This is a genomic window from Ensifer adhaerens, assembly GCF_020035535.1.
GTDB lineage: Bacteria > Pseudomonadota > Alphaproteobacteria > Rhizobiales > Rhizobiaceae > Ensifer.
The window spans coordinates 2,426,069-2,449,342 of record NZ_CP083350.1 but is presented as its reverse complement, the minus strand read 5'-3'; the positions used below and the strand labels follow the sequence as shown (position 1 = coordinate 2,449,342).

21 protein-coding genes are annotated in these 23,274 nt (G+C 63.4%); 9 read left to right on the top strand and 12 right to left on the bottom strand.

The window, feature by feature from the left end; genetic code table 11:
• Nucleotides 1-6: 6 nt before the first annotated feature.
• The 5 genes from LAC81_RS31310 to LAC81_RS31290 all read right to left on the bottom strand — a co-directional run bounded on the left by LAC81_RS31310 (nt 7) and on the right by LAC81_RS31290 (nt 5,503).
• The gene (locus LAC81_RS31310; protein WP_223730372.1) at nt 7-855 is read right to left on the bottom strand and encodes a sugar phosphate isomerase/epimerase family protein; all 849 of its coding nucleotides are present in this window, start codon (nt 853-855) and stop codon (nt 7-9) included.
• A gap of 2 nt (nt 856-857) precedes the next feature.
• Entirely contained in the window at nt 858-1,856 is a 999-nt protein-coding gene (locus LAC81_RS31305) for an ABC transporter permease (protein WP_223728545.1), read from the bottom strand.
• Complete coding sequence (locus LAC81_RS31300) at nt 1,853-2,854, bottom strand: ABC transporter permease (RefSeq protein WP_223728544.1); 1,002 nt, start codon at nt 2,852-2,854, stop codon at nt 1,853-1,855. Before LAC81_RS31300 ends, LAC81_RS31305 begins: the two co-directional genes overlap by 4 nt.
• Nucleotides 2,847-4,361, bottom strand: a complete 1,515-nt coding sequence (locus tag LAC81_RS31295; RefSeq protein WP_223728543.1) for a sugar ABC transporter ATP-binding protein — start codon at nt 4,359-4,361, stop codon at nt 2,847-2,849. Before LAC81_RS31295 ends, LAC81_RS31300 begins: the two co-directional genes overlap by 8 nt.
• 149 nt (nt 4,362-4,510) lie before the next feature.
• The gene (locus LAC81_RS31290; RefSeq protein ID WP_223728542.1) at nt 4,511-5,503 is read right to left on the bottom strand and encodes an autoinducer 2 ABC transporter substrate-binding protein; all 993 of its coding nucleotides are present in this window, start codon (nt 5,501-5,503) and stop codon (nt 4,511-4,513) included.
• Between the two features lie 243 nt (nt 5,504-5,746).
• Between LAC81_RS31290 and LAC81_RS31285 the strand changes: the two genes are divergently transcribed.
• From LAC81_RS31285 to LAC81_RS31275, 3 genes are all read left to right on the top strand, one after another.
• Complete coding sequence (locus LAC81_RS31285) at nt 5,747-6,805, top strand: LacI family DNA-binding transcriptional regulator (protein ID WP_223728541.1); 1,059 nt, start codon at nt 5,747-5,749, stop codon at nt 6,803-6,805.
• 89 nt (nt 6,806-6,894) lie between these two features.
• Nucleotides 6,895-7,347 carry an Lrp/AsnC family transcriptional regulator gene (locus tag LAC81_RS31280; protein WP_223728540.1) on the top strand — a complete coding sequence of 151 codons (453 nt, stop codon included), beginning with the start codon at nt 6,895-6,897 and terminating at the stop codon, nt 7,345-7,347.
• A gap of 195 nt (nt 7,348-7,542) precedes the next feature.
• Entirely contained in the window at nt 7,543-8,166 is a 624-nt protein-coding gene (locus LAC81_RS31275; protein WP_223728539.1) for a LysE family translocator, read from the top strand.
• Nucleotides 8,167-8,213: 47 nt separating this feature from the next.
• Here the strand turns inward: LAC81_RS31275 and LAC81_RS31270 are convergent, their stop codons facing one another.
• From LAC81_RS31270 to LAC81_RS31255, 4 genes are all read right to left on the bottom strand, one after another.
• Entirely contained in the window at nt 8,214-8,624 is a 411-nt protein-coding gene (locus tag LAC81_RS31270) for a GFA family protein (protein WP_223728538.1), read from the bottom strand.
• Nucleotides 8,625-8,725: 101 nt separating this feature from the next.
• Nucleotides 8,726-9,724, bottom strand: coding sequence for a DUF535 family protein (locus LAC81_RS31265; protein WP_223728537.1), 999 nt, complete (start codon nt 9,722-9,724; stop codon nt 8,726-8,728).
• Nucleotides 9,725-9,900: 176 nt separating this feature from the next.
• A complete protein-coding gene (locus LAC81_RS31260) occupies nt 9,901-11,073 on the bottom strand; it encodes an ATP-binding protein (protein WP_223728536.1) in 1,173 nt (390 codons plus the stop codon).
• Complete coding sequence (locus LAC81_RS31255) at nt 11,070-11,765, bottom strand: response regulator (protein WP_223728535.1); 696 nt, start codon at nt 11,763-11,765, stop codon at nt 11,070-11,072. Before LAC81_RS31255 ends, LAC81_RS31260 begins: the two co-directional genes overlap by 4 nt.
• A 316-nt stretch (nt 11,766-12,081) precedes the next feature.
• Between LAC81_RS31255 and LAC81_RS31250 the strand changes: the two genes are divergently transcribed.
• The gene (locus LAC81_RS31250) at nt 12,082-12,879 is read left to right on the top strand and encodes a phosphatase PAP2 family protein (RefSeq protein ID WP_223728534.1); all 798 of its coding nucleotides are present in this window, start codon (nt 12,082-12,084) and stop codon (nt 12,877-12,879) included.
• A gap of 27 nt (nt 12,880-12,906) precedes the next feature.
• On the opposite strand, the gene LAC81_RS31245 is transcribed toward LAC81_RS31250, so the two are convergent.
• Both LAC81_RS31245 and LAC81_RS31240 read right to left on the bottom strand, forming a co-directional pair.
• Nucleotides 12,907-15,000 carry an ATP-binding protein gene (locus tag LAC81_RS31245; protein ID WP_223728533.1) on the bottom strand — a complete coding sequence of 698 codons (2,094 nt, stop codon included), beginning with the start codon at nt 14,998-15,000 and terminating at the stop codon, nt 12,907-12,909.
• On the bottom strand, nt 14,997-15,737 hold the full coding sequence (locus LAC81_RS31240) for a response regulator transcription factor (protein WP_223728532.1): 741 nt from the start codon (nt 15,735-15,737) through the stop codon (nt 14,997-14,999). Before LAC81_RS31240 ends, LAC81_RS31245 begins: the two co-directional genes overlap by 4 nt.
• Nucleotides 15,738-15,954: 217 nt before the next feature.
• Between LAC81_RS31240 and LAC81_RS31235 the strand changes: the two genes are divergently transcribed.
• The 5 genes from LAC81_RS31235 to LAC81_RS31215 all read left to right on the top strand — a co-directional run bounded on the left by LAC81_RS31235 (nt 15,955) and on the right by LAC81_RS31215 (nt 22,469).
• Nucleotides 15,955-16,977 (top strand): ABC transporter substrate-binding protein, encoded by a 1,023-nt coding sequence (locus LAC81_RS31235; protein ID WP_223728531.1) that lies wholly within the window; start codon nt 15,955-15,957, stop codon nt 16,975-16,977.
• Between the two features lie 176 nt (nt 16,978-17,153).
• Nucleotides 17,154-18,179, top strand: a complete 1,026-nt coding sequence (locus LAC81_RS31230; protein WP_223728530.1) for an ABC transporter substrate-binding protein — start codon at nt 17,154-17,156, stop codon at nt 18,177-18,179.
• Between the two features lie 139 nt (nt 18,180-18,318).
• Complete coding sequence (locus LAC81_RS31225) at nt 18,319-20,556, top strand: ABC transporter permease (protein ID WP_223728529.1); 2,238 nt, start codon at nt 18,319-18,321, stop codon at nt 20,554-20,556.
• Nucleotides 20,553-21,626 (top strand): ABC transporter ATP-binding protein, encoded by a 1,074-nt coding sequence (locus LAC81_RS31220; RefSeq protein WP_223728528.1) that lies wholly within the window; start codon nt 20,553-20,555, stop codon nt 21,624-21,626. The genes LAC81_RS31225 and LAC81_RS31220 overlap by 4 nt, the downstream gene beginning before the upstream one ends.
• Before the next feature lie 33 nt (nt 21,627-21,659).
• Nucleotides 21,660-22,469: an inositol monophosphatase family protein gene (locus LAC81_RS31215; RefSeq protein WP_223728527.1), complete on the top strand. Its 810-nt coding sequence runs from the start codon at nt 21,660-21,662 to the stop codon at nt 22,467-22,469.
• Here LAC81_RS31215 and LAC81_RS31210 read toward each other — a convergent pair whose 3' ends face one another.
• Nucleotides 22,470-23,255 (bottom strand): slipin family protein, encoded by a 786-nt coding sequence (locus LAC81_RS31210; protein WP_223728526.1) that lies wholly within the window; start codon nt 23,253-23,255, stop codon nt 22,470-22,472.
• Nucleotides 23,256-23,274: the final 19 nt, after the last annotated feature.

Sequence of the window (23,274 nt, the reverse complement as noted above, 5' to 3'; positions counted from 1 at the left end):
CCTTCCCTAGATCAACCCGTATTGCTTCGCCTTGTTGCGCAGGAACGGCAGGCCATTGCCCATGACTTCCTCCTCGTCCTTGGCGACCGGCCGCCAGACGGCGAGGCCATAGGCCACTTCCGGCGGCATGTTGATGAAGCTCTCCATCGCCAGACCACCCTTGAAGCCGATCGCAGCCAGCGTCGCGAAGATCTCGTCCCAGGCGCAGTTGCCGTAGCCCGGCGTGCCGCGATCGCTTTCGGACAGGTGGATATATTTGATGAAATCGCGCGCATCGAGGATGCCGGTGCCGACGCCTTTTTCCTCGATATTCATGTGGTAGGTATCGAGATGCACGAAGACATTGTCGGCACCAACCCGCTTGATCATGTCGACGGCTTGCCAGCCGGTGTTGATCAGGTGGTTCTCGTAGCGGTTGACCGCCTCGACGCCTAGCTCAATGCCGCGCGTCTTGGCGTGCCTGGCGGCGGCCTGAAGCACCCGCGCGATGTTGTCATACTCGGCTTCGGTCGGCGGCACACCGGTGCGCTCGCCGATGCCGCCGTAGATCACGCCGGAAAGCGCCTCGCCGCCGAGGTCGGCCGTCTTGTCGATCGCCACCTTCAGATGCTCGATCGCCGCATCGGGGCGGACGGACGCCCAGGCGCGCTCCGGCAGGCCGAGCGAGCAGACGGCGCGCAGCTTGTGCTTCTCGAGCAGCGCCTTGGTATGAGCGGTATCGACCGCCGGCGGATTGAGCATCGGGATCTCAATGAAATCGACCCCATACTTTACCGCCGCAGCCACCGCGCGCTCGGCGCCGGGACGATCCCAATTCATGGTCCACATGCTCGTATGGACGCCAAAACCCTGCATGGTCATGTTTCCTTTCTGACAAATGAAATCTTGAACTTGGTCGCGACGAAGCGCAGCACCATGACGCCGGCGAGCAGCAGCCCCCAGACGGCGGTCGCCAGATGCTGGTTGGCGCCGATGAGGTTCAGCCCCGAAGAAAGAAGCTGCAGCACCACCAGGGCGACGAAGACGGGAATGACCCGGCCGAAACCGCCGAACGGATTGACGCCGCCCAAGAAGCAGGCGAGCACCGTGATCAGCAGGTAGCTTTCGCCGTGGCCGATGCGCACGGAGTTGAAGCGGGCCAGCATGATGATGCCGGCAATCGCGCACATGGCGCCCGAAAGCGCATAGACCAGCACGATCACCTTGCGGGTGTTGATGCCGGAATAGCGCGTCGCCTCGAGGTTGGAGCCGACTATATAGGTGCTGAAGCCGAGCTTCGTGCGGGTGAGCAGCACGTTCCAGGCGAGCACGCAGACGATAAAAACGATGAGCGGGATCGGCACGCCGATAAACGAGCCGTGACCGAGCGGACCGAGGAAGGCCGGAAAGCCGGATACGTCGCCGCCGCGCGTCAGGAACTCTCCGAGGCCGCGCAGGAAGATCATCATCGACAGCGAAACGAGAATCGGATGCGCGCGGGTAAAGGCGATCACCAGTCCCATGATCACGCCGCTCGCCGCCCCAACGAGAATGGCGAGCGCCGAACCGAGCAGGAAAGCTCCGGGGCCGGCATCCACCCCGCCATTGGCCTGCAGCACCCAGGCGAGCGTCAGCCCGGCGATGTTGGCCGTGAAGGTGATTGCGAGATTGAGACCGCCGGTGAGGATCGGCAGCAGCATCGCCAGCGTCAGCAGGCCGAGTTCCGGAAGCTGGAAGGCGACCGAGCCGAAGGTGGCGGCGCTCAGGAATTGCGGCGAGGCGATGCCGAAGACCAGCACCACGGCGAGGAAAGCCAGCCCCGGCCCGGCCATTTCCGGGCCGATGAGGGTCTTCACGCGTTCGACGATCGCACTCATCGTCCGGCTCCTTTCTGGCTGACGAAGGGCAACAGCTTTTCGATGCCGGTGTTGGAGAGTGTGATTGCGATGAGGATGATGGCGCCGATGATCATCTTGAAGGCAAAGGGCGAGACCCCCATCAGGTTGAGACCGTTCTGGGTGATCGAGATGAGGAGCACCCCGAGCACGCAGCCGAACACCGACCCCTTGCCGCCGCCAAGCCGCGCGCCGCCGAGCACGACCGCCGCCAATACGTCGAGTTCCCGTCCATAAAGCGCGTTCGGCACCACCTCCTGGGCGTAATGGACCTGGATCAGTCCACCGATGCCGGCCATCAGACCGAGCCAGCCGAAGGCGATGATCTGCATGGCGCCGATATTGATGCCGAAGCGGCGAGCGCCCTCCGGATTGTCGCCAAAGGCATAGAGCTGGCGGCCAGTCGTGGTGCGGGTGATCAGCACCCAGGTGGCGACAACGCAGAACACCATCACCAGCACGGGAAGCGTGATCTCGATCCAGGTTCCGTCAGGCATTTCGTGTTCGAACAGGATGACGCGATCCGTCAGCCAATCCGGCAGGTCGTAGATCGACACGCCCTTGGTAAAGAACATCAACAGGCCGAAATAGATGTTGAAGGTGGAGATCGTCGCAACGATCGAGATCACCCGGAAGCGATGGATCAGGAAGGCGTTGATTGCGCCGAGCAGGATGCCGAGCGAGCCCGCGATCAGGAGCCCCGAGATCCAACCTCCGCCGCCAATCCATCCAAGAGCAATGGCCGTGCCGTATTGCACGACCGAGGCGGCGACGGCGAAGGAGATATCGATGCCACCGGCAATCAGTACGACGAGCAGCCCGACGGCGAAGATGATGTTGACCGAGCTGATGTTCAGCAGGTCAAATGCGTTGCCGAGCGAGAAGAAGTTGGCGGTCGAGACCGACAGCACGGCGCTGATCGCGATGATGACGGCAAGCAGCGACACTTCCGTCGCGTGGGTGCGGACGAAGCTACGCATAGACCGCTCCTTCGATGTCGGCGAGCGAGGATGTGCGCGGATCGTAGCTGCCGACGATGCGGCCCTGCGCCATGTGCAGCACGCGGTCGGCGTTGAAGTAGACCTCCGGCACCTCGTCGGAGATCAGGATGATCGCAAGCCCGGTTTCTGCGAGCCGCGCGACGATGTCGAAGATGCCGGCACGTGCGCCAACGTCGACGCCGACGGTCGGCGCATCGAGGATCAGGAGCTTCGGATCGGTCGCGAGCCACTTGGCGATCGCCACGCGCTGCTGGTTGCCGCCGGAAAGCGTTGAGATCGCATCCTGCTGCAGGCCGATCTTGACGCCGAGATCGGCGATCCAGCGGGCGACAAGGCTGCGCTTGCGCTCTTCCGAGACTAGACCGCCTGAAAGGATCTTGTCGAGCGAGCTGATGACGAGGTTGTCGGCAATCGACTGGGGCTGGATGAGGCCGAGCGACAACCGGTCCTCGGAGAGGTAGGCGACCCCGGCCGCGATCGCATCGCGGTTGGATGAGAAGCGGACCGACTGGCCATCGAGCGCAATGGTGCCGGATGCCGGCTTCAGCATGCCGAAGAGCGTCAGCGCCAGTTCGGTGCGCCCGGCGCCGAGCAGGCCGGTAATCCCCAGCGTTTCGCCGCGGCGCACGGTGAGCGAGATATCCTCGAACTGTCCAGGGCGGGAAAGGCCCTTCACATCGAGCACGACGGGTTGGCCGTCGCGCGACTTTGCCCGCACCTGCTGGTCGAAGGTCTTGCCGGTCATCAGCTCGGTGATGCGCGACTGGGTCATGCCGGCGGCGGGGTAGACGCCGACCAGCGCACCATCGCGCAATACCGTGATGCGGCTTGAAATCTCCAGCACCTCGGCAAGCCGGTGGCTGACGAAGACGACGGCGACGCCGGAGGCGGAGAGCCCGCGGACGATATCGAGCAGATGGTCGGTTTCCGATTGCGTCAGCGACGCGGTCGGCTCGTCCATGAAGACGAGCCTCGCTTCACCCACAAGCGCCCGGGCGATCGCGACGATCTGGCGCTGGGCAATCGCATATTCCTTGAGCGGTAGATCGACATCGAGCGTCACGCCGAGGCGGGCGAGCGCGTCCTTGGCGATCTTGCGCATTCGGCCATAATCGACCAGTTTCGGCCAGCGGCCGAGCACTGTCTGGAAGGCGATGTTTTCGGCGACGCTCATTTCGGGAAACAGCGCCAGGTCCTGCCAGATCACCTGGATACCGCGATCCTGTGCGGTCACTGGCGACATGTGGGAATAGGTTTCGCCATCGAATTCGATCGAGGCGCCATCGGCGGGGCGGTAAACGCCGGTGATAATCTTGATCAGCGTGCTCTTGCCGCAGCCGTTTTCGCCGGCCAGGCAATGAACCTCGCCGGGGCGAACGTCGAAGCTCACATTCTTGAGGGCCCGGACGCCACCGAAGGTCATGTTGATGTCGCGCAAGGACAGAAGCGGCTTCTCGCCTCCTCCTGCGGTCGCAAGCTTATGCATGAGTCTGCGCCCCTAAATCACGTTAGGTTGGAGCGGGGAGCGGCCGAAAACCGCAAACACGTGTCCTTATCCCGCCCAGTACCCTTGAAGGGACTTGCCAGGCCGGCCGGAGCCGGCCCAGCAGCCGGGAGAACCCTAAGCTCAGGTTTTCAGAGGCCCATGGCCGCGAGATCCGCAACCGTGTCCTTGTTGATCGGCACGAGCTGGTCGACGATGATGTTGCGGTTTTCGAAGTCCGGCTTGACCTTTCCCAGACCTTCGATCTCGTCACCATCCTTCACCTCCTCGCCCTTCATCAGCTTGTCGGCAAGGGTGACGAAGACTTCGCCGGCCTGCTTCGGATTCCACATGAAGCCGCCCGAGATCGCATCGGACTTCACGAGCTTCTGGCCCTGGCCGGGCGAGAAGGGACCGAGCACGAAGATCTCACCGACCTTGCGGCGCTCTTCGACGGCGCGGCCGGCACCGATCGGGCCTTGGCTGCCAAAAGCGAGGAAGCCCTTGAGGTTCGGATGCGCAGAGATGAGGTCGAGTGCGGTGGACCGGCTCTTGTCGACGTCTTCCGCAACACCGTAGCGGTCGCCGACCAGCGTCATGTCCGGATGGTTCTTCTTGATGTAGGCGATCGCCGCATCGGCCCAGGCGTTGTGAAGCGGCACGGTCAGCGAGCCGACGAAGACGGCATACTCGCCCTTGCCACCCATCTTCTCGGCGAGCAGCTTGCCATGCGCCTCACCGAAACCGGTGGAGGATGCGAGCTCGAAGTCCCAGTCGGCACCCTTCTGGCTCGGCGATTCATGGGTGATGACGATGATGCCCTTTTCCTTGGCCTTGGTGAGCACCGGCTCGAGCACCTTGGCATCGTTCGGCACCACGCCAATGACCTTCACGCCTTGGGCGATAAGGTCCTCGATGGCGCGCACCTGCAGCGCCGGATCGGCGCTGGTCGGGCCGACCATGAAGGCGTCGACGCCGAGCTTCTGGCCGCGCTCCTTGATACCGGCCTCCATGGCGTTGAACCACGGAATGCCGCCGATCTTGACGACGACGCCGACCTTGCCGGCGTCCTGAGCAAAGGCAGCTGCAGAGCTGGCAAGCGCCAGCGATGTCGCCAGGGCGGCGACGAGAAATTTCCTGATCATGTCTCTCCTCCACTCGCTCCCAAAGGGGGAACGCGCCCGGTCGCCTTGGCGCCGGCCTCCAGTTTCAAACCATCACTGGCGAAGTGCTCCCTCGCCTCCCTGATCGCCGCCTCCTCAGACGACACCATCAAAATTGCACAATCGATATTTCTTGTTTGCACAATCGATGGTGCAAGAACTATTATGCAGACTTAATCTTTCGTCAAGGGGAAATCGGCACTAAAACGATCAGGGGAGAATACGATGGCCAGCAGCAGCAAAAAGAAAGCGACGATCTACGACCTGTCAGTGTTGTCAGGGAGTTCCCCCTCAACCGTAAGTGCGGTCCTGAATGGCACCTGGCAGAAGCGCCGGATCAAGGAAAGCACGGCGGAGCTGATCCGCAGCCTGGCCGAAACGCACCAGTATACGGCCAATCGCCAGGCGCGCGGGTTGCGCAGTTCGCGATCAGGCCTGATCGGCCTGCTTCTGCCGATCCACGACAACCGCTATTTCTCGTCGATGGCACAAACCTTCGAGGCGCATGTGCGAAGCAAGGGGCAATGCCCGATCGTCGTCAGCGCCAGCCGCGATCCGGAAGAAGAGCGCAAAACCGCCGAGACGCTGATCTCCTATTCGATCGACGAGCTGTTCATCTGCGGCGCCACCGACCCGGATGGCGTGCACGAGGTTTGTGAGGCGGCCGGCCTCAAGCACATCAACATCGACTTGCCCGGCACCAAGGTGCCCTCCGTCATCAGCGACAATTACGAGGGTGGGCGGATGCTCACGGAGGCGATCATCCGCCACTTCCAGGCATCGGGCCCGCTCGAGCCGCATGAACTCTACCTCTTCGGCGGCCGCAACGATCATGCCAGCCGGGAACGTATCCGCGGGTTCCGCGCCGTCAAAAGCGAACTGCTAGGCACCGATCCGGACGAATGCATCCAGCCGACAGGCTACGCACCAAACAATGCCAGGCTCGCCTTCGAGGCCTTCTACGAGAAGCATGGCAAGCTGCCGCGCGGCCTCTTCGTCAACTCATCGATCAACTTCGAGGGCCTGCTCCGCTTCATGGCGGGGCATCCGCACGAGAACTTCGCCGACCTCGTGGTCGGCTGCTACGATTACGATCCCTTCGCGTCCTTCCTACCCTTCCCCGTCATCATGATCCGGCAGGATGTCGAAGGCATGATTACCAAAGCCTTCGAAGTCATCGACGAGGCTCGGCCGCAGCCGCGCATCCACCTTATCCAGCCCGAACTGGTGCAGCCGCGAACGGCGTTGACGGGCCCGCTCGACGCCTTGAAGGATATCGAATAGCCAGACGCCGCCATCGTTTCCTTGGCGAAGGCAATCCGCCACAGAAAATTCCTCTGTACATTTTACTATATACAGCGTATTCATTGTTTATGGATGACGTTGACAGAAAAATCATCGAAATTCTCGCTGACGATGCGAGGCGATCGCTGACCGATATCGGGGCCGCGGTGGAATTGTCACCGTCTGCCGTCAACGAACGCATTCGCCGGCTCGTCGCCAATGGCGTGATCCGAAATTTCACCGTCGAGGTCGATCATCGCGCGCTCGGCCTCGACGTACTTGCCTTTGTCTGGGTGGGCCTTGCCCCGGATGCGGACGAGGCAGCGTTTCGGACGTTCATGGCCAGCCACCCGGCCGTGGCGGAATGCCACCATGTGACCGGCGCCTGGTCCTACTGCGTCAAGGTCCGGATGCCGTCGCTTGGCGACCTCGAACCGTTCCTTGCGGATATGAAGCAACGGCGGTTCCTGGCGCGAAGCGAAACGGTGATCGCGCTGTCGACCGTCCGGGAAAGCCTGACGACAACGGCACCGCGCGCCTGACGGACGTACCTGCATAAGCCCTCAGATCGATATCGATGTGGAGGCAAAACTATGCAGCGCCTTGAAGTGTCACAGCGACCTGAGCGCGTCTTTTAAGACGAGCGGCGCTGTCAGTCTGCTGCAACTTTTTCGAATTGCTGCCCGTGCTCCATCCCCATCGGCTGGCGAGCATGCTGCAGCCTGGAGCCCTATGCCATGTCTACATTGCTGTTTGGAAAAAGCCTCTTGCTCGGCCTCGCGATCGCGGCCCCGCTCGGCCCGATCGGAGCGCTTTGCATCAACCGCACCCTGGAGCGCGGCTTCTGGGCGGGCGTCGCCGGGGGGTTGGGTACAGCGGCCGCCGACGCCACCTATGCGGCCCTTGCGGCGATCGGCTTTGCCGCTTTCGCAGCAGTACTCGCGATCATCGCGATGCCGCTCAGCGTCGCTGGCGGCCTGTTCATGATCTGGCTCGGCTGGAGTGGATTGCGGCCAAAACCGGTGACGGCTGCGGCCGATGTCGGCGGACGCGACCTCATCCGCACGACCGTCTCGACCTTTCTGCTGACGATGACCAACCCGGCGACGATCCTCTCTTTCGCCGCGATCTTCGCGGGTCTGGGCCTAGCCGAGGCCGGCGACGCACCGAGTGCTGCCATCGTCGTTATCGGCGTCTTCCTCGGCTCGCTCGGCTGGTGGTTTTTCCTAAGCGGAGGTGTGGCGATCGCCCGCAAAAAGCTGCCGGACAGTTTCGTCGCCTGGGTGTCCCGCATTTCGGGCCTGGTCCTGATCGCCTTCGGTATCATCACAATCGGAGCCGCCGCCAAGGGGCTGCTTTAGAACCGTCGCCCGACCGGTTGGGCGAGCTCTCCCCGTCTTTCAAATCTCTACGGCTTAACCGCTTCCACGTGCCACCAATTGGGCCGCGTGGAGCGGAAGCTGTGGCTGGTCGGGATCAATTCGGCGGCGTTCGTCTTGTCGAAGATGCCGAGCAGCAAGGCGACCACAGGGGCATCGTCGATCGCACCGATGCTGCTGCCGCAGGCAGAGCAGAAGGCGCGGCTGGAATAGTCAGACGAACGATAGACCGCGGGCGCTCCGCCGGGCCCGGTCCACGCGACGACGTCCCGCGGGAATTCGACCCAGGCCACCGTCAGCGCGCCGGAGTGGCGCTGACACATCTTGCACGAACACGTGTGCGGCTTGCCGGCCGCTGCCCTTGCCTCGAATCGGATCGCGCCACAAAGGCATCCTCCGGTAAACAGCGCCTTTTTCTTGCCGGCAGCTGCTGTCGCCATGAGTCAATCTCCAAAATATTGCTTGATTCGAAAAACGCCACCCTACGTTGCGACCGTTGCCATGGAAAGCTGGCGCATGCCCCGCGGGCATACAGTTAGCGTCAGTAAAACCAGGCACCGATATCGCGAAACGCCCGCTTGCTCTGGTCGCGCCGGTTACCCTCGGGCACGGCCTTGCCGTCTGCAATCGGGAGACAGAAGCCGAAGGGCTCGGACGGTACCCCGCCGCGATCGCACCAATAACTGTCGAGATCGGCCCTCATCATTTTGCGCCGTTTGAGGCGACGACGGTTGATCACATGCTTTTCGTTCGAAACCGCAATGATATGGGCCGCGTGCCCCTCCGCCACCAGCCCCTGGAGAACGAGCAGTGCCGCATCCTTGGGGCGCAGACCGCCGAGATCGCGCGTTGCGGTGATCAGCGCTCGTTTCGCATCTTCGCCCTTCGGCCCCTGCATGCCGCCGATCGCAAGGCTGTAGGTATCCTCACCGCTGCGCACGAAGATGAAGCCGACCGTACAGAGCGCATAGTCGTCGCTCTGACGGCGAAGCCTGATCGCGAAGGCGCCCTCGTGGCGGGCACCGCAATGGTCTGCCAACTGCAGCTGGATACGATAGTTCTCGCTGCGACCGGAAACCGTTCCCATCTCCAGCGTGCCCCCGCACCAGAGCGCCATCAGTGAGCGGCGCGACAAAACCTCGCTCGCCACGTCGAAATGATTGAGCAGCAGATCGAGCCGCTGCCCCGAGGACGCGCCGTGCAGGAAGAAGGTGGGGATCGATTTGCGCACGAGGTCGTCATGCGGCAGCCCCAGGCGATAGCGTTCGCTGAACTCGCCGAGGAAAGCAATCCAGCGCGCGGTAAGGAAGGGATGGCGCACAAACCGCATCGAAAAAACGACGGCACGTTTCAGGCTCACCCTGAGACCGAGCTTCAGCACGTGACCCAGGATCGATGCCTTGCGGCGCGACCGCTCCCTGACGATCGGCCCAGGGACCGAACGCCCGGAAGGCGCAAGCGGCTCGCCGCCAAAGCTCGTGCTGTCTTGGGCGGGCAGCCGCAGATCCGTGCTGTATTCCCGTCTGATTTGCAGGGACATGGTGCAATCCTTGAGAGCAAACTCGCCGACCGGTTCGGCCAGTCTGGGTTTGCCCGGAGACTGTCAAGGATTTGCGGAGAAGCGGTCGGCAATTGAGCGCGGAACCTACGAGCCAGCAGCAACCTCCGTAGAAGCCGGCGGGCACGGCACCAAGAAATAGTCTGCAGCGTCGGCCCTCAAGCCGGGATGGCGCGCGGCAGGACGATGGTGATCACGGCACCGCCACCGGCGCGGGACGCGAATTCCAGCCGACCGCCATGCGCCTTGGCGATCGCCTGAACGACGGAAAGGCCGAGGCCGGTGCCCCCTGTCGCCCGAGAGCGCGAGGCATCGCCGCGCCAGAAAAGATCGATCGAGTGGGTCGAGACATCATCCGGCAGCCCGGGACCGCGATCGAGCAGCCGAATGAAGGCCTCGTCAGCGCCACGTCGGCCCGTCTCGCACCGCAATACGCCGCCGCTGGCTGCGTAGCGCGTGGCGTTCTCGATCAGCGCCAGCAATGCCTGGCGCAGGCGTTGCGAATCTCCGGAGACTCGGACCGGTTCCAGCGCCGTTTCCACCGACATGCCGGCGGAGCCGAGCAAGGTGCAGGACGCTCCGAGAACCTGAGTAGCCTCGGCAGCGAGATCGACCGATTGACACTGCGTGACAAGTTTCTGGCCGGCGGCAAGCGAGAGCGTCCGCAGATCTTCGACCAGGGCGGAAAGCCCTTCGACCTGCAGCAGCAGTTGCTGCACCCTCTGCTGCTCGAGGGGAAAGACGCCGTCAGCCATCCCCTGAAGATTGCCCTGCAGGATCGTCAGCGGCGTGCGCAACTCGTGGGCCACCGCCATCGTATTGAAACGCAACCTGTTCTCCATGTTCTCAAGCTCGGCCGCCAGTTCGTCAAAAGTCTTCACGAGCGTTGCCACCTCCTTGGCACCCTTGCGGATCGATCCGACACGCACGGCGAAATCGCCCGCCCTAAGGTTCTGCGTCGCCTGCGCCAGCACCTCGAGCGGACGGCTGATCTTGCGTGCCAGCCAATAGCCGACGAGCCCGCAAAAGGTGACCGCAGTCATTCCAAAACCGAGGATGATCTTGTCCACCTCCCAGTTGGCCCACTCCTCGAGCTCCGGCATGGTCGAGAGCAATTTCTGCAGCGATTCCTGGCTCGGCAGCTTGCCGGCATTGAAATCGGTATAGGCCTGGGCCGCCTCAGGCGGCATCCGCTCCAGCAGTCTCGCCTCCAACCGCGGCTCCATGTAGTCGACGCCGGCATAGATGATGAACACGCTGATGATGAGCAGGACGATCGTCACCAGGGCCGTGAGGATGCCGAGCGGCAGGCGCGAGAGGCTGATCTTCATCTTGGCTCCACGAAGCGATAGCCGACACCGCGAACAGCACTGAAGAAACCGCTGGCGCCGAGGTCCTCAAGCTTGCGCCTGAGATTGGCGATGTGGGTATCGACCGTGCGAGCCAGCGCGTCGCTATCCGGCAGGCAGGCGTCGAGGATATCGGCGCGGTCGAAGGCATGTGTCGGCCGGCGGATCATGTGAGCGAGGATGCGGAATTCGCTGAGCGTCAGCGGCACCGAATGGCGGCGGCCGCTCTTTTCGACGAAGGCGACGTGGGCGTCGAGATCGACCTCCACGTTTTCGAAGCGCAGCACCGTGGCGCCGGCGCCGTTGCGGGTGCGCCGAAGCACGGCGTTGACGCGCGCCACCACCTCCTGCGGGTTGAACGGCTTGACCACATAGTCGTCGGCCCCGAGCCTCAGGCCGGTCAGCCGGTCGAGATCCTCGGCGAGTGCCGTAACCATGATAACCGGCGTGTTGCCCTCGCGCCGCAGGCGGGCAAGGACCTCGAAACCGTCGAGCTTCGGCATGCGCACGTCGAGCAGGACCAGGTCGGGCGAGAGCACCGCATGATGTGTCAGTGCCGTTTCACCGTCGGCGGCGCGCACCGTCCGGAAGCCATCTCGCACGAGATAGGCATCCAGGATCTGCGCTATCTCCGGCTCGTCCTCCGCCAGAAGGATGAGACCTTTGTCGACCATAAACCAACTCCCTGGCCCGATGTTGTGATCAGCAGCTTATGGGACGAATGGAACAGACATGCAATTCGTCCAGCCGCGCCCCGGCCCCTTCGGCGGGCTTCCGGATAGAGCCCCCGACAAATCTCCGCCATTTCTTGACAATCGGCCCCGGAATGCAAGGGATGCCCATCGGTATGCATGGCACGCGATCAACCAAAAGGTGTATTTGACAGCGCTTTTGCCCTGCGCGCCAAGAGCTCCCTGATCCTCCGCTTACCCTTGACAAAGCGGAGCAAATGTCGGGCCCGCACACACCGTCAAACTGCGAGAGACCGGCATGTCCAGCCTTTTTCAATCCACGGCAATATCTGCAAACGGCATCCGACGGTTGCGCGCCAGCCCGGGTCTATGGGCCGGGCGGGCCCGTGCCCGCATGGAGGATCAGCCGATCGCCGTTGCCGGCGCGCTGACCATTTGTGCGGCTTTCGTTTTCATGGCCTTTCCCGGCATGGACCTCGTCGTCTCGCGCTGGGCGGCCTCCGCAGCGGGTGACTTTCCGCTTTCCCGCGAGCCCGCGCTACGCGCACTTCGCGACATCAATCGCATCCTGCCGTATTTCATCCTGCCGTGCGTCCTGTTCCTATTGGTCGTTCAGGCAGTCACACTGCGCCCGAGGTTATTGCGGCCGCACAAGGCACTGTTCTTCCTTACGTTCTATGCTCTCGGTCCCGGCCTCCTGATCCAGGCCTTGAAACGACTGGTCGGCCGCGCCCGTCCCTACGACATCACGGATTTCGGCGGCAGCCTGCCGTTCACGCCCGCCTGGCAGGTCTCAAGCGCCTGCTCGCGCAGCTGCTCCTTTGCTTCTGGCGAGTCCGCAACGGCGATCGCCCTCGTAGCGCTTGCCCTGCTCCTGCCCGTTCATTGGCGCCGCGCGACGATCATCGCAGTCATCCCGTTGATCCTCGCCTTCTCGCTCAACCGCATCGTGTTTGGCGCACACTTCCTCTCCGACGTCGTGCTCGCCTGGCTGATGATGCTATGGTTGATGACCTGGCTCTGGCCGATCTTCACCGACAATGGCGAGCGCATCGATGCCGCCGTCCAGCGGCTCGGGCGGCGGCGAACTCGATAGGCTGCAAGTCGACCCTTGGCACCCGGTTCAGCTCGGAAACACCAGTTCGACGGTCGTTCCTCTCCCCGGCTGGGATAGGATACGGGCGTCGCCTCCGCTCTGTCGGACGAAGCCGTAGACGACCGCGAGGCCGAGGCCGACCCCACCCTCCCCCTCACGCGTGGTAAAATACGGTTCGAACGCCTTGTCCGCCGCTTCCGGCGACATGCCGATGCCATCATCGGTGACGGAGACGACGACATCTGCGTCCGCGCGGACGGCGCGGATGAGGATCGTGCCGCCGAGAGGCATGGCGGCGGCGGCATTGAGGCAGAGATTGAGGATCGCCTGCTCGAACAGCGCGGCATCGAGGTGCACATTGGGCAGGTCGTCGGCGATCTGGAAGGTTAGGCGGCATTTCTCGCCGACGGCAATTTCCAGCACGTCGGCCATCCCGCGCAACACCGCGCCAACCTCCAGTGCGCCCGGCTGGATCGGGTGCTGGCTGCCGATGGACAACATGCTAGAGGCAAGCGAACGGCCACGATCGGCCGCCTTGCGGATGCGGGCGATGTGGCGCTTCTGCCTATCGTTGAAACCGGTATCCCGCTCCAAGAGCCCCAGACTGCCGGTAATGATGCCGATCATGTTGCCGACTTCGTGGCTCACCTGATGGGTCATGCGCATGATGCCATCGAGGCGCTGGGCCTTGGCCGCTTCGGCCTCCTGCCGATCCATGTCGGTGACATCCCGCGCCAGCAACACGATGCCACGATCCGGCTGCCGCGACAGCGAGACCTCCGTCACACGGCCGGCGTCGGAGCGATGCCTGAGCACGAGCCGGTCACCAAGCGTGCCCGCATCGCGATCGGCAGGCAGCAGCGCCGGATCGATCTCGGGCATCGGGCTCACGAAGTTGCGCAGCGGCAGCTTCCGCGCCGAGCCCGGCCAACCGACGAGCTCCATGACCCGCCGGTTCATCGTGATCGGCCTGCCGGTCGGATCGAAGAGTGCGATGCCCTCGTTCATGTTGCGGAAGGTGGAGCGGATGGTGCGCGCCGCCGCCTCCGCCGTACGGCGAAGCCGCGACACGCGCTCGACGCTTTCGCGGAACGCGCTGAAGGCCTCCAGCAGCTGGACGAACTCCGTTTCCGATCCCTTGTAGGTCGGCGGGTCGACGTCCCGGAGCCCCTCCGCCAGCGCGTTCATGCCGTTGGACAGCGAGACGATGCCGCGCGACACGCGCATGACCGAACGAATGGAGAAGATCGCCATGATCAGCACGAGAAGTGCGGCAACGGCGACGATGACGAGCAGGCGGCTAAGCGCGTCGGAGGTGGAAACGAGATCGTCGTTGAGGGCGCGGGCAACGGCCTCGCTCTGCGTTTCCGTCGCATGCGAGAGGTCGCGCGAGACGGTGTGCAACCGCGCGACGGCGGCGCGAATGGCAAACATTTCCAGGAGATAGCGGGTCTGCGCTTCGAACACCCGTTCATAGGGCGCAATCTCCGCGGCGGAAATGCGGACGTCGGGCGCGGCATGTTCGAGGCGCGGCGAGGTCTCGGCAACGTAGCGCCGGCGCAACTCGCCGAGCTGAAACAGGCTGTCGGAATTGGATGCCGATTGCACGATCGCATTGAGCCGGCGACGGAAGTCGGCATCGGCCACGCCGCTGCCGGTCGCGATCTCGCCGAGCGCCGCAGCCGCATCAGCCTTGTGCTGCTGGGCCGACTCCGCGTCGCCGGCGAGCGTCATCGTCTGCGTGCGGATAGTCTCCAGAAGTTCGACGATATGCCCGCTGGCAAAACCCTTGACGGCCGCATTGCCGTTCTGCGGCGCCATGGCGCGCAACAGCGTATCGACCTGGGCAACCACCGAACGGCTCTCGCTCGAAACCCGATAGGGCGAAGTGGCGTTCATCAGGAACGGCGCGCTCGACACCAGGTCCGATACCTGGCGCGACACGAGCGAAGCCCGGGCAAGACTGGAAAACGCCTGCAGCCCATAGGCCGCCATCTCGTCTCGCGCCCGCTGCAGGCCGAAGACCGCGACGGTCGCAAGGCCGAAAACGAGCACGCAGATGAAAACGATCGCGAAAGGCAGCCGAAAGGCAATCGACGAGAGAAACGGGCGAATGATCACTGCTTCGGCTCGCCGTCGTCGGTATCGAGCACGTAGCCTTTGCCGCGCCGTGTCTTGATGTGGCGCGGCAGATCCGGGTTACGCTCGATCTTGCGCCGGAGCCGCAGCACGAGCACGTCGACGTTGCGGTCGATGTAGCGGTCGCTTTCGGCGCCGAGACGGTCGAGGATCTGCGCGCGGCCGACCGGCATGTTCGGCGTCTCCGCCAGGATTTCGAGGAGCGCGAACTCGGCGCTTGTCAGCGACCTCGAGGGATCGGTCAGGCAAACCGCCCGGCGGCTCCTGAGGTCGATCGACCAGTCACCGAGTTTCAGCGATGCCGGCTCGTGTTCGCGTTCGCTTTCCCGTTCCGGCTTGAGCGACGGATAGGTCCGCCGGAGAACGGCCTTGATGCGTGCCGTCAGTTCGATCGGCTCGAACGGCTTGACGACATAGTCGTCCGCCGCCGTCTCCAGTCCCAGCACCCGGTCGGCAGCACTGCCTGCCGCCGTCACCATGACGATGCCGATATTGGCTCGGGCCCGCAGCCGCTGCGCAAAAGTACGGCCTGAAGTGCCCGGCAGGTTATGGTCGACAAGCACGAGATGCACCGCCTCGCGCGCCAGGACATTGGCTGCCGCCTCTGCCGATGGCGCGGTCAGCGGCTGCCAGCCCTCCGCTTCCACCAGATCGGAAATAAGCTCCGCCATGTCCGGATCGTCCTCGACGATCAGAATCCGTATCCTCTCACTCAGCATGCACGTCCTCCCGCCCCCATCATAGGCGGGGCCGTTCCAATGTTCAAAGCAGCTCACATTATGTGATTTGTCATATTTGTAATCTTTGTAATTTTGAAACGGCGCAGAGCACCCGAGGCTGTAAGAACGGTAACCATTCTCCGATTGCGACAGGCGGGGAATATCGACATCCTGACTGCGGAGATTGGGACGGAAGCGTTCCAAATGGGAGGACATCGTGAGAGGCATTACCGCTATCGGCGCGGGCGTGGCCCTGTGGCTGTGCACCGCCACAACAGGTCTGACGGCGCCGGCGCTCACCGTGCTGTGCGGTGTCGACGAGGCGTGGTGCGCCACGATGAAGACGGCGTTCGAAACGAGGTCCGGCCTCGAAATCTCGATGACGCGCAGGAGCACCGGCGACATTCTCAACCAGCTGCGCGTTGAGAAAGACGCACCGACCGTCGATGTCTGGTGGGGCGGCACGGGCGACACCCATTTGCAGGCCGGATCCGAAAACCTGCTTCAACCCTACCAGCCGGCGCATGAGCGCGACATGCTGCCCTGGGCGCAGAACTTCTTCGCCATATCCGGCGGCCGATCGGCGGGTATCTATGCCGGGGCGCTTGGTTTCGCCTATAACGCCGATCTTCTGCATGCACTGAAGCTGCCGGCGCCGACCTGCTGGAAGGACCTCGCCGACAAGGCGTATCGAGGCCGCATCCGCAGCGGCAACCCAAATTCTTCCGGCACCGCCTTTACCACCCTTGCGACCCTGGTTCAGCTCTTCGGCGAAGATGAAGCCTTCCGCTTCCTCGTGGCGCTCAATCGCAACATCGACCAGTACACGACCGCCGGCTCCGCCCCCGTGAAAGCGGCAGCGCGCGGGGAAACGCTGATCGGCATTTCGTTCATGCACGATGCCGTCACCCAGAAACAGGCAGGCTCACCGCTCGTCATCGTCGCCCCCTGCGAGGGAACCGGCTACGAGATCGGGGCCGTCAGCATCGTCAAGGGCGCGCGTCATCTGGAGGCGGCGAAAAGCTTCGTCGACTTCGCGCTCAGTCCGGAAGGCCAGGGCACGGGTGCTGCCTCCGGCCAGAACCAGGTGCCGTCCAATGCGCGCTCGAGCCTGCCGCTCGCCGCACCCGATATTTCGATGATCAAAATGGTGGATTACGACTTCGCCACCTTCGGCTCGCCGGAAGAACGAAGTCGCTTGCTCGAAAGGTTCGACGCGGAGATCGCCGCGACGAACTGACCGGCCGAATAAACCGGAGCAGGATGCAGACGGAAGACTGCACAGACTTCCCGCTATCCCGCTCTAGCAAAACCACAAAACCGAAATCGTGAACGTGCCGCCCGGCGGGCAGGCCGATGGCCGCGTCGTGTCTCGTTCACGTCGAACTTCAAAACAGGCAACAGGAGGATGCCCCAATGAAAACGACGACCCTTTCCCTCATGCTCTTCGCCGGAACGGCGCTTACCGCCCTGCCGGCTCAGGCTGCCGGCAGTCTCAACCTCATCTGCTCCGCAGACGTGGTGATCTGCGAACAGATGACCGGCGACTTCCAGAAGGAGACCGGCATCAAGGTCAACATGGTTCGCCTGTCCTCGGGCGAGACCTATGCCAAGATCCGCGCCGAGGCGCGCAACCCGAAGACCGATATCTGGTGGGCCGGCACCGGCGACCCGCATCTGCAGGCAGCCTCCGACGGCCTGACGCTCGAATACAAGTCGCCGATGCTGGACCAGCTCCAGGATTGGGCGAAGAAGCAGGCCGAGGGCTCCGGCTATCGCACCGTCGGCGTCTATGCCGGCGCGCTCGGCTGGGGCTACAATACCGAGATCTTCACGAAGAAAGGCCTGAAGGAGCCGAAGTGCTGGGCCGACCTGCTCGACGCCTCGCTGAAGGGCGAGATCCAGATGGCCAACCCGAACTCTTCCGGTACCGCCTACACGGCGCTCGCCTCGCTGGTGCAGATCATGGGCGAGGACCAGGCCTTCGATTACCTCAAGAAGCTCAACGGCAACATCGCGCAGTACACCAAGTCGGGCTCGGCGCCGGTGAAGGCGGCCGCACGCGGCGAGGCCGGCCTCGGCATCGTCTTCATGCATGACGCCGTGGCACAGACTGCCGAAGGCTTCCCGATCAAGTCGATCGCGCCCTGCGAGGGCACCGGCTACGAGATCGGCTCGATGTCGATCATCCGCGGCGCCAAAAACCTGGACAATGCCAAGGCCTGGTACGACTGGGCACTGAAGCCCGACGTCCAGTCGCGCATGAAGGATGCGAAGTCCTTCCAGCTGCCGTCCAACAAGTCGGCTGAAGTGCCGAAGGAAGCCCCGAAGTTCGAGGACATCAAGCTGATCGACTACGACTTCGCCACCTTCGGTGACGCCGAGAAGCGCAAGGCTCTGCTTGAGCGTTGGGACCGCGAAGTCGGCGCTACCGCCAACTGATAGCGACCTGAACGGCGCGGCCGGACGATCGATCCGGCCGCGCCGCCCAACGGTCCCAACCGTCGTTCATCGCTTCCGGCAGGCGCCGCGGCGATGCGATGCCACCTCATCTTTCATTTCAAATTGCGCGAGGACCGTCATGGAACATCGCAACCGCAGGCTCGACCTCACGCTCGGGCTCGGACTGGCCGCATTCTTGGCTGTCCCCTGGTATCGCATCGAAGGCGGCTTCTTCGGCCTCGGCTGGCTTGCCGATTTCCCCGGGGATCCGGCCGTTGCCCCCGGCCTGATGCAGATCTTCGCCCATGGCAAGCCATGGCTGATCGTGGCGCTGGTGCTGCTCGGCATCTGCGCGGCAGCGCGCTTTGTCCGCGATCCCGCACGCCGCGGACTTCTGCTTGCCGTCGCCGGAGCAACCGGCGTCCTCTATCTCGCCGTTCAGGGGCTCGCGATCGGCTTCACCGGCTGGACCTGGACGATCAGCGAGACCCTGTTCGGGCCACTTTCGGACGGTCAGCCGTCAATGGGCGCGGGCTCCGTGCTTCTGGCGCTTGCCTTCATTCTGATGTTCGCCTTCGGGCTTGCCGAGCGCGGCGTGCTGAAGGGCGACTCCTTTATCGTGGCGGCGATTTCCCTGCTCGTTGCCCTCGTGATCGTCTTCGTCTTCTACCCGGTCGGCAGCATGTTTGCGGCGTCCGTTCAGGACTTCGACGGTTCGTTCAAGCCGGACGGTTTCATCCGCAATATCCAAGACGCCTCGATCTGGAGTTTGAGCTGCGTCGTCGGCGAGGGCCGCTGTGGCGTCGCCTGGCGAACCCTGTGGCTGGCGCTGATGACAGCATCCGGCTCGACGCTGCTCGGCCTTGCCTTCGCGCTCGTCGCCACCCGCACCCGCTTTCCCTTCAAGAAGGGCATGCGGCTCTTGACGGTGCTGCCGATCATCACGCCGCCCTTCGTCATCGGCCTCGCGCTGACCCTGCTCTTCGGCCGCGCCGGCGTCGTCACCGAGTTTCTCTCGGACGCCTTCGGTATCGAGCCCGGCCGCTGGCTTTATGGTCTGACGGGCATCTGGATCGCCCAGGTCCTTTCCTTCACGCCGATCTCCTTCCTCGTGCTCATCGGCGTCGTCGAAGGTGTCAGCCCGTCGATGGAAGAAGCGTCGCAGACGTTGCGCGCCGATCGCTGGCGCACCTTCTGGAACGTCTCGCTGCCACTGATGAAACCCGGCCTCGCCAACGCCTTCCTCATCGGCTTTATCGAAAGCATGGCCGATTTCGGCAATCCGCTGGTGCTCGGCGGCAGCCACGGTGTGCTCTCGACCGAAATCTTCTTCGCTGTCGTTGGCGCGCAGAACGACCCGTCCCGCGCAGCGGTTCTGGCGATCATCCTGCTCTGCTTCACGCTCTCGGCCTTTTTGGCTCAACGCTACTGGCTCGCCGGCAAGAACTATTCGACCGTGACCGGCAAGGGAGACTCCGGCGCCCATAGTGCGCTCCCACGCTCCATCTCGATCGGCGTCCACGCGATCGTCATCCCCTGGATGATCTTCACCGTCGTCGTCTACGGCATGATCCTCTTCGGCGGCTTCGTGAAAACCTGGGGCCTCGACAATTCGCTGACGCTCGATCACTACGCCAAGGCCTTCTCGATATCGTTTGCCGACGGCGCGATCGCCTGGACCGGCGTTGCCTGGAACTCCTTCTGGACGACCATGGAGATCTCGCTGATCGCAGCTCCGCTGACGGCGCTGGTGGGGCTGCTCACGGCCTATCTCATCGTGCGCCAGCGCTTTGCCGGCCGCGACGTCTTCGAATTCGCACTGATGCTGAGCTTCGCCATCCCCGGCACGGTCATCGGCATCAGCTACATCATCGCCTTCAACCTGCCACCGCTCGAAATGACCGGTACGGCACTGATCCTCGTCGCCTGCTTTGTCTTCCGCAACATGCCGGTCGGCGTACGCGGCGGGATTGCCGCCATGAGCCAGCTCGACAAGAGCCTCGACGAAGCATCGTTGACGCTTCGGGCAACGAGCTTCCGCACGCTGCGCAAGGTCATCCTGCCGCTCTTGAGGCCGGCCATCGTCGCTGCCCTCGTCTATTCCTTCGTCCGGGCGATCACCTCCATCAGCGCCGTCGTCTTCCTCGTCAGCGCCGAATACAACATGGCCACCGCCTATATCGTCGGCCTCGTCGAAAACGGTGAATTCGGTGTGGCGATCGCCTACTCCTCGGCTCTCATCCTGGTGATGATCACCGTCATCACCGGCCTGCAACTCCTCGTCGGCGAACGCAAGCTGAGGCGCGAAAACCGCGTTCTCGGCGCCGCACCCGCGCGTTCGTCCGCCACCACCATCCCCCAGGAGAAAACCGCATGAGCACCCACACGAACATCCCGCGCACCGGCTCGGTCGTCTTCCGGAACGTGCGCAAGCAGTTCGGCAGCTTCACCGCCATTCACGACCTGTCGCTCACCATCGAGCCCGGTACGCTCGTGACCCTGCTCGGCCCTTCCGGCTGCGGCAAGACGACGACGCTGCGCATGCTGGCAGGCCTCGAACACCCCTCCGCCGGTAAGATCCTGATCGGCGGGAAGGACGTGACCATGCTGCCGGCCAACGAGCGCGACGTGTCGATGGTCTTCCAGTCCTATGCGCTCTTCCCGCACATGTCGGCGCTCGACAACGTCGCCTACGGCCTCGAATCCTCCGGCATCAGGAAGAAGGAGGCCCGCGAGCGGGCCGAAGAGGGCCTGCAGCTTGTCGGCCTCGGTGGTCTTGGCCAAAGGCTCCCGGCGGAGCTTTCCGGCGGACAGCAGCAACGCGTCGCCGTTGCCCGCGCGCTCGTGCTCGAGCCGCAGGTGCTCCTGCTCGATGAGCCGCTCTCCAACCTCGACGCGCGCCTGCGCCGCAAGGTGCGCACCGAAATCCGCGAGTTGCAGCAGCGCCTCGGCTTTACCGCCGTCTACGTCACCCACGACCAGGACGAGGCGCTTGCCGTCTCTGACCGTATCATCGTGATGAAGGATGGCGCCATCGCCCAGGAAGGCGCGCCGCGCGACCTCTACGAGGCGCCTGCTTCCACCTTCATCGCCGACTTCATGGGCGAGGCCAATGTGTTACCGTGCGAGGTGACAGCGGCTGACGCCGGTCACGCCACGATCCGCATAGGCGGCTTCGAACACCGCCTGCCCTCGCGGAACGCGCGTCCCGGCCCGTCGAAGCTGGCGGTGCGGCCGAATGCGGTCACCCTCACACCGGCCAAGGGTGCTGCTCTTTCCGGCACGATCAGCAGCGCCGCCTATCTCGGCGGCCATGTCGAATACGAGGTCGAAACGGCAACCGGTCTCCTGTTTGTTGTCGATCAGGCGGTCGAGGAGATGCTATCTCCGGCAACGGAGGTCGCGATCGGTTTCCGCAACCGCGGTCTGGCTTTGATTGACGCATGACTTTTTACAACTAGATACGAGAAGGACACTTGCATGACTGCTGAAATTGCCGGCCTCGACGCCCGGTTCGCGCTTGCCAAATCCATGGCCGAGGAGGCAGGCCGGCTCGCTTACGATTACTTTCTGAAGCGGGAAACGCTCGTCATCGAAACCAAACGCGACGCCCACGATGTCGTCTCGATCGCCGACCGCAACGTAGAAACCCTGATCCGTGAGAAGATCGCCGCGGCGTTTCCTGAGGATGGCGTGCTCGGCGAGGAACATGGCCTTCTCGACGGCACATCCGGATTCACCTGGGTCCTCGACCCGATCGACGGCACCACGCCCTTCGTCAACGGCATGCCGAACTGGTGCGTCTCGATCGCGGTGGTCTATGCAGAGAAACCGGTCATCGGCGTGATCCATTCGCCCTGCCATCAGGAACTTTACGCCGCCGCTGCGGGCAAGGGCGCAACGCTGAACGGCAAGCCGCTTCGTCTCGATGGCACACGCACGATCCGCAACGCCGTCACCGGGCTTGGCGCCAACGATCAGGTGAAGCCTGGCGAGATGGGCGCCATCGTCGAGCGCCTACTTTCGAACGGCGGCAACTTCATGCGCAACGGTTCCGGCGCACTGATGATCGCCTATGTCGCCGCCGGTCGCCTCGTCGGTTACTACGAACCCTACATGCATGCCTGGGACTGCCTCGGCGGCTATTGCCTGGTGGCTGAAGCCGGCGGCTGGACACTGCCCTTCCCGACGCGCGGCGAGGCTCTGACGCACTGGGCTCCGGTTCTTGCGGCCGCACCCGGTGCTGTCGACGATCTCTTGGCGGTCGCCAGGCTCGACAAGGCAGCCTGATCACCCCTGCGTCTGGCCGGTCGGCTTGTCGGGTTTGAAGCCCAGCAGGCCGCCGAGCTCCATGGGGAACGGGAAGATGACAGTCGAATTCTTCTCGCCCGCAATGACATTCAACGTGCTCAGATAGCGAAGTTGCATGGCCTGAGGCTGCTTGGACAGGATCTCGGCAGCCTCGAGCAGCTTGGCCGCAGCCTGCTGCTCGCCCTCGGCATTGATCACCTTCGCGCGCCGTTCGCGTTCGGCCTCGGCCTGGCGGGCAATCGCCCGCACCATGCTCTCGTTGATGTCGACATGCTTGATTTCGACGGTCGCCACCTTGATGCCCCAGGCATCCGTCTGGCTGTCGAGGATCTTTTGAATATCGTCGTTCAACCGGTCGCGCTCGGCCAGCATCTCGTCGAGATCATGTTTGCCGAGCACGGAACGCAGAGTGGTCTGCGCCAACTGGCTGGTCGCCATCATGAAGTCCTCGACCTGGATCGTCGATTTCTCGGCATCGATGACCCGGAAATAGATCACGGCGCTGACGCGGACTGAAACGTTGTCATGGGAAATGACGTCCTGGCTCGGCACGTCCAGCACCCGGGTCCTGAGATCGACCCGCACCATCTGCTGCACATAGGGCACCAGCAGGATCAGCCCCGGCCCCTTGACGCCGGTGAACCGGCCGAGGGTGAAAACCACACCGCGCTCGTATTCGCGCAGGATCCGGATCGAATAGGCGATGACGAGAATGATAAGCACCAGCAACGCGGCAAAAGGAGCAAGGCTCCCGAACATGTCCATGACCATTCCTCCATTCCGG

Coding starts and splice junctions, on each gene's coding strand:
- LAC81_RS31285 (WP_223728541.1), top strand. CDS start 5,747: ATGGCCAGCAGCAGCAAAAAGAAAGCGACGATCTACGACCTGTCAGTG.
- LAC81_RS31250 (WP_223728534.1), top strand. CDS start 12,082: ATGTCCAGCCTTTTTCAATCCACGGCAATATCTGCAAACGGCATCCGA.
- LAC81_RS31300 (WP_223728544.1), bottom strand. CDS start 2,854: ATGCGTAGCTTCGTCCGCACCCACGCGACGGAAGTGTCGCTGCTTGCC.
- LAC81_RS31230 (WP_223728530.1), top strand. CDS start 17,154: ATGAAAACGACGACCCTTTCCCTCATGCTCTTCGCCGGAACGGCGCTT.
- LAC81_RS31215 (WP_223728527.1), top strand. CDS start 21,660: ATGACTGCTGAAATTGCCGGCCTCGACGCCCGGTTCGCGCTTGCCAAA.
- LAC81_RS31295 (WP_223728543.1), bottom strand. CDS start 4,361: ATGCATAAGCTTGCGACCGCAGGAGGAGGCGAGAAGCCGCTTCTGTCC.
- LAC81_RS31310 (WP_223730372.1), bottom strand. CDS start 855: ATGCAGGGTTTTGGCGTCCATACGAGCATGTGGACCATGAATTGGGAT.
- LAC81_RS31270 (WP_223728538.1), bottom strand. CDS start 8,624: ATGGCGACAGCAGCTGCCGGCAAGAAAAAGGCGCTGTTTACCGGAGGA.
- LAC81_RS31290 (WP_223728542.1), bottom strand. CDS start 5,503: ATGATCAGGAAATTTCTCGTCGCCGCCCTGGCGACATCGCTGGCGCTT.
- LAC81_RS31305 (WP_223728545.1), bottom strand. CDS start 1,856: ATGAGTGCGATCGTCGAACGCGTGAAGACCCTCATCGGCCCGGAAATG.
- LAC81_RS31265 (WP_223728537.1), bottom strand. CDS start 9,724: ATGTCCCTGCAAATCAGACGGGAATACAGCACGGATCTGCGGCTGCCC.
- LAC81_RS31255 (WP_223728535.1), bottom strand. CDS start 11,765: ATGGTCGACAAAGGTCTCATCCTTCTGGCGGAGGACGAGCCGGAGATA.
- LAC81_RS31280 (WP_223728540.1), top strand. CDS start 6,895: ATGGATGACGTTGACAGAAAAATCATCGAAATTCTCGCTGACGATGCG.
- LAC81_RS31220 (WP_223728528.1), top strand. CDS start 20,553: ATGAGCACCCACACGAACATCCCGCGCACCGGCTCGGTCGTCTTCCGG.
- LAC81_RS31210 (WP_223728526.1), bottom strand. CDS start 23,255: ATGGACATGTTCGGGAGCCTTGCTCCTTTTGCCGCGTTGCTGGTGCTT.
- LAC81_RS31240 (WP_223728532.1), bottom strand. CDS start 15,737: ATGCTGAGTGAGAGGATACGGATTCTGATCGTCGAGGACGATCCGGAC.
- LAC81_RS31260 (WP_223728536.1), bottom strand. CDS start 11,073: ATGAAGATCAGCCTCTCGCGCCTGCCGCTCGGCATCCTCACGGCCCTG.
- LAC81_RS31275 (WP_223728539.1), top strand. CDS start 7,543: ATGTCTACATTGCTGTTTGGAAAAAGCCTCTTGCTCGGCCTCGCGATC.
- LAC81_RS31225 (WP_223728529.1), top strand. CDS start 18,319: ATGGAACATCGCAACCGCAGGCTCGACCTCACGCTCGGGCTCGGACTG.